Consider the following 11,996-nt stretch of genomic DNA (forward strand, 5'->3'; position numbering starts at 1 on the left):
TATTCAAATTGTACACCCTACATGGTACACTAGGAAAGGGCCTCCAAACCCTTTTTCATCATACTGCCTAGGGCTGATGCAAGGTCATTCTGATCGTCCGCAGATTATGCAGATGAGAGCGTCCGCATCTGCGTAATCTGTGGACTTTATCGAACCCTCCTGGGACTTTGCATCAGCCCTGTCATCCTGCCGTACTGGATTATTGTGATGCGTACCTCATCCTGACCTGAGAACGCAGTTGCTCTCGCCCAGGATCTTTAACCATGAATACGAGCCATGACCATCCGGCGCATCACAACTTGCTGCAAGTTCAGAGTTATGTCACTGCAATGATCGAGGCTGCCCCCCAGCCTATCTACACCATCACCCTCGATGGGCTTGTCCTCACCTGGAACGCAGCTTCAGAGCGGATCTTTGGTTGGTCAGCCGCCGAAGTGATTGGGCGACCGTTGCCTATTGTGCATGAAACGCAACGCGAAGAGTTTGCTGAATTGCGCCACCGTGTCATACGTGATGGCTCGATTATTGGCGAGGAAGTTATCCGTCAGCGTCGTGATGGGCAACGTACCTTTCTGCTGATTTCAGCCTCGATGGTCTATGATGAAGTGACCGGCATCCAAGCGATTCTCACGATGGCGATGGACATCACCGAGCAGAAGCTCGCCGATGAAGCGGTACGCGCCTCTGAGGTACGTTTTCGCACCATGGCGGAACATGCCTTTGATGTTATTTATCGGTATCGTTTGTGGCCTGAACCCGGGCTTGCGTATATCAGTCCGTCTATTGTACAGTTGACCGGGTATCATGCCGATGACTTTTATGCGCATCCTGAACTGGTGCATCAACTGGTACATCCTGACGATCAAGCCCAGTTCAAAGGTGCGATTGAAAGCAAGCAAGCGCATACCACCCTGGTTGTCCGTATCTTGACCAGGGATGGCTCGCTCAAATGGGTCGAGCAGAGCAGTAGCCTGATTACCAATGCCGACAACAAGGTGCTTGCGCTTGAAGGCGTGGCGCGCGATGTCACGATGCGGATCACTGCCCAGCGGAACCTCGAGCGTTACCGCTTGCTGGCGGAACATACCCGCGATGTTGTGCTCTTTGTGCATCCCACAGATGGACAGATCATCGAGGCCAACCGGGCGGCGAGTGAGGCATATGGGTACACCCATGAAGAGTTGTTGCAACTCACGATGCTTCAGCTGTGTGCTCCTGTAACACTGGATCTGGTGCCAGAGCAGATGACCGAGGCACTGAAGAGGGGGATTATCTTTGAGACATGCCATCAACGCAAAGATGGCACCTACTTTCCGGTTGAGGTGAGTGCAAGCTCGGCAAGTATTGATGGTGAAACGATCATCCTCAGTGTTATCCGCGACATGAGTCTGCGGCATCAAGCGATGCACGACCTTGAATTGCTGCACACGGCCTTGAATGTCGCGGCGAATGCGATGGTGATTACCGATCTCAACGGCATGATCGAGTGGGCCAATCCTGCGTTTACGGCGTTGAGTGGCTATGACATTGGTGAAATCATAGGTCGTAAGACGTCGGTGTTGCGTTCAGGTCATCATGATACGGCCTTTTATGCTGAGATGTGGCAGACGGTCTTGAGCAGGAAGGTCTGGCGTGGTGAACTGATCAACAAGCGCAAAGATGGCAGCCTCTATAGCGAAGAGATGACGATCACCCCGGTGCTGGTGGATGATCAATTGAGCCATTTTGTGGCGATCAAACAGGAGATCACGAGTCGGGTTGAACGTGATCGCGAGCGTCAGGCGCTGCTGACGTTAGTTGACGCCATGCGCAATACCTCCAGTCGCGTGGAACTGCTGCCGACCCTGCTGGCGCAGACCTGCATTCTCGTCGGGGTCGAGGCTGCCGCGCTGGCGATGCGCGACCCGCAGAGTGGCGAGACTGTCTTTGAACTTGGCTTGGGATCGTGGACTCATCTGCAAGGCCTACGCTTTCCAGCAGGGGTCGGTGTAAGCGGACATGTGATGGAGACCGGTGCGTTGTATCACTGCAATGACCTTGCCAATGACCCCTCCATTCAGCCAGTCGCCGATCTCGATGGCGTGCAGGCGGGCGTGTGCGCCCCGTTACGTACCGACGATACGATCATTGGTCTGCTCTGGGTTGGGCGGACGGCCCCTATCAGTGAAGCCGAGGCGCGTCTGGTTGGGGCGATTGCCGACCTGGCGGCGAGCACGCTCTACCGGGTAACCTTAATTGAACAGACTGAACGACGGTTGCGGCGCCTGACGTCCTTGCGTTCCATTGACCGGGCGATTACCAGCAGCTTTGATGTGCGGCTCACACTTGATTTCCTGGTCGAGCAAACGATCCAGCAGCTTGGTGTCGATGCTGCCGCCGTGTTGCTGCTACATCCTCACACTCTCACGCTCGAATATCATACTGGACGCGGCTTTCGTACCGGGGTAATCTTGACCTCACGGGTACGGATCGGCGAGGGGTTGGCAGGTCGGGCCGCGCTGGAGCGTCGTACCATTGTTGAGCTACGCCTGAGTAGTCATGAGAGTACCTTTGTCCGCAAAAGCCTGATTACAGGGGAAGGCTTTGAAGTCTATATTGCGGTTCCCCTGATCGCAAAGGGTCAGGTGCGGGGGGTACTCGAGGTTTTTCAGCGCACCCCCCGTGCGGTCGAATCGGAATGGCTCGATTTCCTTGAAACGCTGGCTGGGCAAGCAGCGGTGGCGGTTGACAACGCCGAACTCTTTGAACGGATGCAACGGGCCAACCTGGATATGACGTTGGCCTATGACACCACGTTAGAAGGTTGGTCGCGAGCGCTTGAATTGCGCGACAAAGAGACGGAAGGCCATTCACAGCGGGTCACCGAGATGACGGTGCAACTCGCACGGGCGATGGGGATCCGTGAAGAAGAGATTGTTCATATTAGACGAGGTTCCCTGTTGCATGACATTGGCAAGATGGGCATTCCTGACGCGATTCTGCTCAAGCCGGGGCCATTAACGGCAGCCGAACGTGAGGTGATCAAGTTGCACCCAGGGTATGCCTATGAACTCTTGCGCCCGATCCCCTTCTTGCGACAGGCGATCGATATTCCCTACTGCCACCACGAAAAATGGGATGGCACGGGCTATCCAAGGGGTCTCCGTGACATTGAAATTCCGCTTGCAGCACGCATCTTTGCGGTCGCCGATGTCTATGATGCCGTGACGTCAGATCGACCGTATCAACGGGCGTGGAGTCACGAAAAGGCGATTGCCATGATTCGCGAAGAAGCCGGCGCTCATTTTGATCCGCAGGTGGTGACAATCTTCTTACAACTGTACCAATAATTTTGACAGTGCCCTACTTGCAACGTATAATTAGTGCCAAACACTTGAAACTCGCTACATAAGACCACAAAGGCCGTTGTTTCCACGTACGATACTCCCCACAGAAGATGATGCTTTCTCTTGCAGACAGGCAACTGTGAGGATCTGGTGGCGTACTCATGAAACAGCGTTCTCCTGAGGTCGCTTGTTGAAAGTAACGAGTGTTCTGGCTGCGAACCCAGATCTCCCCCAGATACGCGGTAATGCAGCACCCCGTTCGCCGTGTGTTTCGAAGAGCGGTTTCGTTAACGGAGGGAAAATCCAAGATGAGTATTGCTTTCAGACGTGCTGTCATAGTGACCCTACTGGCAGTATTGGTTCCCATCCTCGCAGCCTGTGGTGGCGCAGCGCAGCCCCAGGTCGTGCGTGAGACGGTCGTGGTAGTACAGACTGCTGAGCCGGTACGCGAGACGGTTGTCGTCGAGCAGACCGTGGTTCCTGAGCCGGAGCCCAGTGAGCCAGAGGCTGGTGGGGCATTTACAACCCCGCACCCAGTTTTGAGTGACATTAATGTGCGTCAGGCGATTGCCTACTGCACCAATCGCCCCGAGTTGATCGCCTCGGTCTATCCGTTCCTTGATGAGGAGCAGCAGGCCGGCTTGTTGATGGATACCTTCATTCCCAAGAGCCACTGGGCCGTCAACAATGATGTGACCACTTATCCGTTTGATCCTGAGCAGGGCCAGGCGTTGCTTGAGGAAGCTGGCTGGACGGGAACACCGATTCGTGCCAATGCCGATGGTGATCCGCTTGCTCTGAGCTTCACCACCACCAATGCCCAGTTCCGCCAGACCTGGTCGGCGGTCTTTATTCAGCAGATGGCTGCCTGTGGCATCCAGGTCATCCCGACCTATGCTCCTGGCTCGTGGTGGTTTGGTAGCAGCACCGGCCTGTCGCGCCGCGACTTCGAGCTTGGTGCCTTTGCCTGGGTTGGTCAGACTGACCCCGCTGGCCGCACACTCTATGCGTGTAACCAGATTCCGACCCCCGAGAACAACTGGGAAGGTCAGAACTACATGGGTTGGTGCAACGAGCGCGCCAGCCAGGCGATCATTGCCGCCAACAATACGCTTGATCGTGACGAGCGCATTCGCCAGTACGCGATCGTTCAGGAAGAGTTTGCCAATGATATGGTGAGCTTGCCGGTCTTCAACCGCCTTGAGGCTGCTGCCGCCAGCAACCGCATTGAGGGCTTCATTCCTGATCCGACCGAGTACTACACCGCCAACATCGAAGAGTGGACGCTGACTGATGGCGATACGGTGGTGCTTGGCTTTACGCAAGAGCCGGCCACGCTCTGGAGCTTGATCGAGAGTGCGGCTGTGCAGCGCACCGTTTCGTTCTTGCTTGGTGTTCCGGCTGCGACGACCTATAGCTACGACTATCAGGCCAAAGCTCAGACCGAGTTGTCGACCATTGAGGCTGGGCTTGCGACCAATGAAGATGTTGAAGTCACAGCTGGCGACACCGTCTGGAACGTTGATGGCGAGGCAGTTGAGCTTGCTCCTGGTGTGACCGTGATTGATGTCAACGGTGAGACGGTTGTCTATGAGAGTGGCACGGTTACGCTCAAGCAACTGGTCGTGACCCACAATTTTGTTGAGGGTCAGGTCTGGGAAGATGGCGAGCCTGTGAAGCAGGCTGACTATGAACTGGCGTATGCCATTGACTGTGATCCCGATTCGGGTGCGGTCTCGTTTGCGACCTGTCAGTCGATTGCGAGCATTGATTTCGCCAGTGATACTAGCTACATCGTAACCTACCATCCTGGCGTCCAGTGGCCGACCTACTTTGTCGCGCCGTTTAGTCCGTACCCCTCGCATCAGGAACTGAGCGATGGCCGGGTGCTGGCTGATGTGCCTGCCAGCGAGTGGAGCTCACTGGTCGAGATCGTTGAGCAGCCGTTGAGCCGCGGTCCCTTCATCCTGGAGAGCTGGGAGAAGGGTCAGAGCATGACCTTCCAGGCGAACCCGAACTTCTTCCTGGGTGAGCCTGAGGTCAAGACGGTTGTCGTCAAGTTCATCGCCGATACCAACCAGGCTGTGGCCCAGTTGTTGACGGGTGAAGTTGACGTGCTTGGTACCGAGACCCTCGGGGCTGGTGCTGAGGTTGAGACCGTGCTGCAGGCTGGCACTGACGGCGATGTGCAGGCCTTTACAATCCCCAGTGCAACCTGGGAGCACATCGACTTCAATCTGAATATCAGGTAGCATGGGTGCCGCGAGCATAGCTGGGGGAGTGGGGGAGAGTAGCGCGGCTGCCAGGGGTCATACCCCTGGCAGCCGTGCCTGTAGATAGACGTAGGGTTTGTCTTTAAGCCTGGACGATGTTGGTCTATGACTGCATGGGGCCAGGGCGAATGGGTTGGTAATGGCTGCATTTCTTATTCGGCGCCTCTTGCAGATGTTTGTGGTGACGATTGTTGCGGCTCTGCTGTCGTACGGGTTGCTCTATCTCGTCCCCGGTGGTCCTGTTGATGCATTGCTGGCGGAACGCCAGAATTCGGGGCAAAATCGGATCAATCAGACTGATATTCAGCGCGTGCAACAGCGCTTTGATCTTGATGTCTATCTGCCCTTTCGCTTTACACGCTGGTTGATTGGCTGGCCCTCAGGCCCGCTTTTCGGTTCGGTCGGGGCGGATTGGCAGATTGGCTGTCAGACGCCTGGACAGGTGCGTCTGGTTTACCCCGATGGCACGTTTGAACTGGTCGAAGAGGGCTGTGCCGATTATCTGACGCTGGCCGAACTTGAGGGGCGCCGCGTGAGTCGTGGGGTGTTCTTTGGGGATTTTGGCGTGAGTCAGGTGATTTTGCGTGATCGCCCCGTAAGTGACCTGATCGCAACCCGTTTGCCCTATACGCTCTCGCTGATGGGGGCTTCGATTCTGCTCGCGATTCTGATCGGGGTGCCAATCGGGATCTACTCGGCGGTCAAGCAGTATTCACGCTTTGACTATACGATGACGACGATCGCTTTCATTGGCTCTTCGTTGCCCAGTTTTGTTTTTGGTATTTTTGCGATTCTGATCTTTTCGATTCTAGCCCAACGGGCCGGTTTGCCCTTTTTGCCTCCTGGCGATGCTGTCGGGGTGCGTGACTATACGATCCCCTGGATTGGCACCGTGGAGGCCGGTTCGTTCCTTGATCGGTTCCTGCGCTTCTTGATGCCGGTCAGCGTGCTCACGTTTATCAACATTGCTGGCTGGAGCCGCTTTGTCCGCGGCAGTATGCTTGAAGTATTGCAGCAGGATTATGTCCGTACCGCACGTGCGAAGGGTGTTCGTGAACAGGTAGTGATTACCAAACATGCCTTGCGGAACTCGCTGATCCCGTTTGTGACTCTGCTAGCTGGTGTGCTCGCAGCGCTTTTTGGGGGTGCGTTGATCACCGAGTCGGTCTTTAACTGGCCGGGCCTCGGACGGCTCTTTATTGATGCGCTTGGGCGTAATGATTACAATGTGGTCATGGCCCTGCTCTTTATCAATGTGGTGTTGCTATTGATCGGCATTCTGATCACCGATATTTTGTACACGATCGTTGATCCCCGGATCCGTTTGGGTTAAAGGTGTATATAAGGAAAAGAGTGGATGACTGCAACAACCACAGTTGTACCAGGTGACGAGACCTCACGCGCACCATCAGAGACGCAATGGCAAATTGTGATCCGGCGCTTTCGCAAGCATAAAATTGCCGTCGTTAGCCTGGTCTTGCTGTTGATGCTGGTGATCATTTCTGCGCTTGCCCCTGTGATTGCTCCCTTTCCCCGTGATGCGCCCAATTTGCAGACCCGCTTTGTACCCCCGTTTACCGTTGACTCGCAGGGCAATTTCCGGCTCTTTGGCACCGATCACCTGGGGCGCGATTTCTATACCCGGTTGCTCTATGCATCGCGGGTGTCGCTCGGGACGGCCTTTTTTGCGACCTTGATTGCCTCGACCATCGGGATTCTGCTTGGGATGATTGCGGGATATTTTGGTGGCTGGGTGGATATTGCCATTAGCCGTACCCTCGAGGTGGTCGCAACATTTCCAACCCTGCTCCTTTTGTTGATTATGTCCTCGATTTTGGTGCAGAATATTAACAGTATCCCCATACCCGATTTCTTTGCGAACTTTTTGGCCTGGATCTTTGCTGTGAGTCCACGTGAGGCACGGATTATTTTTGCCGTGATCCTGGTGCTCTCGCTCTTTGGGTGGACGGGAACGGCCCGTCTGATGCGTGGGATGGTGCTTTCGGTGCGAGAGAATGTCTATATCGAGTCGTCACGTGCGCTCGGGGCTTCGAATGTGCGCATTCTTGGGCGTCACGTCTTTCCTAATGCGCTACCACCGATGATTGTTGACTTTACCCTTGGCATCAATGCGACGCTCGTGGCTGAGTCGGCACTCAGTTTTCTCGGGTTCGGGATCCAGGATCCGACGCCAACCTGGGGCAATATGCTCTCGTTTGCGCAGAGCTATATGTTCCAGCATCCCTGGATGCCGTTGATTCCTAGTTTGCCCATTCTCTTCTGCTCGATTGCGATTAACTATATCGGTGATGGTCTGCGTGATGCGCTTGATCCGCGCCAGAGAGGATAAGAGTCTGTGGCTACCGCACCAGAGACATCTGCACGGGTTCAACAAGCAGTTGATAGTAGTGACAAGCGCATTTTGTTGCGCGTAGAGGGCCTCAAGACCCATTTTTTTACCGATGAAGGGGTTGTGCAGGCCGTAGATGGTGTTGACTTTGAAGTTAAACGGGGCGAGACCCTCAGCATTGTTGGTGAGAGTGGTTCGGGCAAGAGTGTGACGTCGCTCTCGATTTTGCGTTTGATCAGTCGCCCTGGTCGGGTGGTCGAGGGCCGGATGATTTTTGATGGCGAGGATCTGTTGGCCAAGAGCGAAGAGGACATGCGCAAGATTCGGGGTGACCGGATCTCGATGATCTTTCAGCAGCCGACGACCGCGCTCAATCCCGTCTTTCGCGTCGGCGCTCAGATCACCGAAACGCTCAATATTCACCAGGGGTTGACGGGCGACGAGGCCGATCGCCGGTGCATTGAGTTGTTGACGATGGTGGGTTTGCCTGACCCGGCGCGCCGGATGAGCCAGTATCCGCACGAGTTGTCGGGTGGGCAGTGCCAGCGGGTGATGATTGCAATGGCGCTTGCCTGTACTCCCGAGCTGCTGATCGCTGATGAGCCTACGACGGCGCTTGATGTGACGATCCAGGCCCAGATCCTCGACTTGATGCGCGAGATGCGCGAAAAGATCGATACGGCGATTATCCTGATTACCCATGATATGGGTGTTGTCGCCGAAATGGCTGACAATGTGATCGTGATGTATGCCGGTCAGGTGGTCGAGTATGCCAGTGTCAGGGCGATCTTTGCTGAACCGAAACACCCCTATACCGTCGGGTTGCTCAATTCGATGCCGGTGCTTGGTGAAGTACGCGAAGAACTCGCCGTTATCCCCGGTACGGTGCCGAGCCTGATCAATCCGCCGAAAGGGTGTCGCTTTGCCTCGCGGTGCAGCCATCGGTTCGAGAAGTGCGATGAGGCTCCGCCCATGATTGCGCTTGAACATGGACGCAAGGTGCGTTGCTGGTTGTTTGAGTAAGCTACCCAACCCTCAAGGGGGTTGGGCTTTGCCCTGGCACTTCTGGCGAGACGCCAGGATCCGAGCAGTATGGCCTGCTTACCGAGGCCCTGCCGGGCGAACCCGACAGCGGTTGCAGATGCGAACATCCGACCTTACACCTTTTACCCATCGGAGGTTTCCCCAATGGAACCGGCAAGGCGTAGTTGGAAATGTGCATAGAAGCCGGGTCCACCGGCCCGAGCCGGACTTGTGCCTTTGCACGTAGCACGATTGTACCGGAAAGAGCCGTTTTACGCAACCCAATGCGCGAAAGCGGCGAAAGCAGGGGCGTTCCTCCCACCGCTGGATGCGGGTGGGTTTCCCGCCCTGAAGGGTAAACATCTATGATGGTAGGTTGAGGAAGAAGACGTATGACAACAGTACCAACATCTGCGCCAGCAGATCCCAATGTGTTGCTTGAAGTGAATGATCTGAAAAAGCATTTTCCGATCAAGGGTGGCGTGTTGCGCCGGACGGTGGCGACGGTCAAGGCGGTTGATGGGGTGAGTTTTGCCGTCAAACGCGGCGAAACGCTTGGTCTGGTGGGCGAGAGCGGTTGTGGCAAGACGACGACGGGCCGTACCGTGCTGCGCCTTGAAAAAGCAACGTCGGGCGAAGTGCTCTTTGAGGGCAAAGATGTGTTGCGCTCTGGCAGTCGCCAGATGAAGGTGTTGCGCCGCGATATGCAGATTGTCTTTCAGGATCCCTACGCTTCGCTCGATCCACGCATTACGGTTGGTGAGAGCATCGCCGAGGGTCTGGTGATCCATAATATCGGCTCGTCGGCTGAGCGCCGTGAACGGGTGCGCGAAGTGCTCGGGCGGGTAGGCTTGCATGCCAATCAGATGAACCGCTTTCCGCACGAGTTCTCGGGTGGGCAGCGTCAGCGCATTGGCATTGCGCGGGCATTGATCATGGAACCCAAGCTGGTCGTGTGTGATGAGCCAGTCAGTGCGCTTGATGTGTCGATCCAGTCGCAGGTGCTGAATCTCCTGAAGAATCTGCAGCGTGAATTTGGTCTCACCTATCTCTTCATTGCCCACAACCTGGCCGTGGTTGAGCACATCAGTGATCGAGTTGGCGTGATGTATCTCGGTAAAATGGTCGAACTGGCAGGCCGTGATGATCTCTTCCGTGAGCCATTGCATCCTTACACCAAAGCGTTGATCTCGGCGATTCCGAGCGCTGATCCAACGACGCGCCGTGATCGCATTGTGTTGCAGGGCGATGTGCCGAGTCCGATCAATCCGCCGCAGGGCTGCCGCTTTCATCCCCGTTGCTGGATTGCCCGTGATATCTGCAAAGAACAGGATCCGGCGTTTGAAGAGAAACGCAAAGGTCACTGGGCCGCCTGCCATTTTGCCGGGGAGTTTTGAGGGGTTCAAGCACTTTGCATTATCAGGGTCACTATGCTTGAATTGACGCGTGACGGTGCCATTGCAACGCTGACGCTACAGCGGCCCGAGGTGCGCAATGCTTTCAATGCGGCGTTGATTGCCAGGCTACGCGAGGTGTGCGCCGAGCTGGCCGGTGATCGTTCGGTGCGTGTGCTCGTGTTGCGGGGTGAGGGTGCGGCGTTCTGTGCCGGGGCTGATCTGCACTGGATGCAGGCGAGCATGGTGTTTAGCCATGAAGAGAATCTGGAAGATGCCGGGCACCTTGATGCGATGTTCGCCACCCTCAATGAGTTGCCCCAGGCGGTGATCGGATGTGTGCATGGGGCGGCGCTTGGTGGTGGGATCGGTCTGGTTGCCTGTTGCGACATGGTGATCGCCACTGAGACGGCCAGTTTTGGTTTTACCGAGGCGCGCCTGGGCTTGCTGCCGGCGGTCATTGCCCGCTATGTAATACCCAAAATTGGCCCCGGCCATGCCCGTGCATTCTTTACCAGTGCGCAGCGGTTTTCAGCCCAGCATGCGCTGACGATCGGATTGGTGCATGAAGTGGTGCCCGAAGGTGAACTTGAGACTTCGGTTGCCCGTGCGATTGAGGCGTACTTGAGTTGTGGCCCCCAGGCGGTGGCCGAAGCCAAGGCCCTCGTTGCTGCGGTCAGTATACTGCCACCAATCGAAGCGCGTGATTATGTCGTAGGCGCGATTGCGGCTGCTCGTACCAGTGCCGAGGGGCAAGAGGGCTTGCGGGCGTTTCTTGAGAAGCGACGCCCTGCGTGGCGCACTATCCCGTAGGGGCACGGCGGGGGCACGGCGGGGGCACGGCGGCGGGGCACGGCGGCGCCGTGCCCGTACGCGGGGCATGGCGGTTGTAGGGGCACGGCTTGCCCGTGCCCTTCCTTCCATGGGGCACGGCGGTCGGGGCACGGGCAAGCCGTGCCCGTACGGCGGTGGGGCAGGGCACGGTGCCGCCGTGCCCCTACGGGAGGGTGGCAGCCCAGGCTGCTTTCACCTGGGCGCGCAACTCTGTCAGGGTGCCGCTGTTGCTGATGACGACGGTTGCGTAGGGTAAGCGGTTGGCCTGGGGTATCTGGGCGCTGACGCGCTGGCGGGCTTCGGCCTCGTTGAAGCCACGCGTTGCCATCAGGCGGGCGATCTGCTGGTCTTCAGGGCAGATGACGACCCAGACCTGGTCACATTCGTTGATCCAGCCTGACTCGATGAGTTTGATGGCGTCGAGCACGACAACCGGGCGTGCAAAGCCTGGCGGGGGCGTAGCAGCACCAGCCGCGTCGAGAAACGCACGGATCTCGGTGCGTACTGCCGGATGGACGATCTGCTCGAGCTCGCGCAGGCGGGCGGGATCGCTGAAGACAAGCGCTCCCAGTTGCCGCCGATCGATTGGTGCGCCAGGGGCCGGCACAATCCCTGGGCCAAAGGCAGCCAGGATCTGTTCGTAGACAGGTGTGCCGGGTACCTGGACACGATGGGTTACCTGGTCAGCGTCGAGCGTCTGGGCACCACGTTCCTCCAATAGCTTGAGCACCGTACTCTTGCCACAGGCGACGCCTCCAGTCAGGCCAAGCAGATAGATACTGGTATTCTTCACCCG

Annotated in this window: 8 protein-coding genes; 7 read left to right on the top strand and 1 reads right to left on the bottom strand. The window is 56.8% G+C overall.

Going from position 1 to position 11,996, the window contains the following annotated elements; genetic code table 11:
- The first annotated feature begins 263 nt into the window (after window positions 1–263).
- The 7 genes from EKD05_RS12530 to EKD05_RS12560 all read left to right on the top strand — a co-directional run bounded on the left by EKD05_RS12530 (window position 264) and on the right by EKD05_RS12560 (window position 11,179).
- On the top strand, window positions 264–3,329 hold the full coding sequence (locus tag EKD05_RS12530) for a PAS domain S-box protein (RefSeq protein WP_129673178.1): 3,066 nt from the start codon (window positions 264–266) through the stop codon (window positions 3,327–3,329).
- A 305-nt stretch (window positions 3,330–3,634) separates the two neighbouring features.
- Window positions 3,635–5,578, top strand: a complete 1,944-nt coding sequence (locus tag EKD05_RS12535; protein WP_129673180.1) for an ABC transporter substrate-binding protein — start codon at window positions 3,635–3,637, stop codon at window positions 5,576–5,578.
- Window positions 5,579–5,738: 160 nt separating this feature from the next.
- Complete coding sequence (locus EKD05_RS12540; RefSeq protein ID WP_129673182.1) at window positions 5,739–6,932, top strand: ABC transporter permease; 1,194 nt, start codon at window positions 5,739–5,741, stop codon at window positions 6,930–6,932.
- Window positions 6,933–6,956: 24 nt separating this feature from the next.
- Window positions 6,957–7,949, top strand: coding sequence for an ABC transporter permease (locus EKD05_RS12545; protein ID WP_129673184.1), 993 nt, complete (start codon window positions 6,957–6,959; stop codon window positions 7,947–7,949).
- 69 nt (window positions 7,950–8,018) lie between these two features.
- Complete coding sequence (locus EKD05_RS12550) at window positions 8,019–8,972, top strand: ABC transporter ATP-binding protein (protein WP_129673240.1); 954 nt, start codon at window positions 8,019–8,021, stop codon at window positions 8,970–8,972.
- 392 nt (window positions 8,973–9,364) lie between these two features.
- On the top strand, window positions 9,365–10,369 hold the full coding sequence (locus EKD05_RS12555) for an ABC transporter ATP-binding protein (protein ID WP_129673186.1): 1,005 nt from the start codon (window positions 9,365–9,367) through the stop codon (window positions 10,367–10,369).
- A gap of 33 nt (window positions 10,370–10,402) precedes the next feature.
- Window positions 10,403–11,179, top strand: a complete 777-nt coding sequence (locus EKD05_RS12560) for an enoyl-CoA hydratase-related protein (protein ID WP_129673188.1) — start codon at window positions 10,403–10,405, stop codon at window positions 11,177–11,179.
- 184 nt (window positions 11,180–11,363) lie between these two features.
- Here the strand turns inward: EKD05_RS12560 and coaE are convergent, their stop codons facing one another.
- A complete protein-coding gene (gene coaE, locus EKD05_RS12565) occupies window positions 11,364–11,993 on the bottom strand; it encodes a dephospho-CoA kinase (RefSeq protein ID WP_129673190.1) in 630 nt (209 codons plus the stop codon).
- Window positions 11,994–11,996: the final 3 nt, after the last annotated feature.

The sequence above is a fragment of the Candidatus Chloroploca sp. Khr17 genome, assembly GCF_004138165.1.
Lineage (GTDB): Bacteria > Chloroflexota > Chloroflexia > Chloroflexales > Chloroflexaceae > Chloroploca.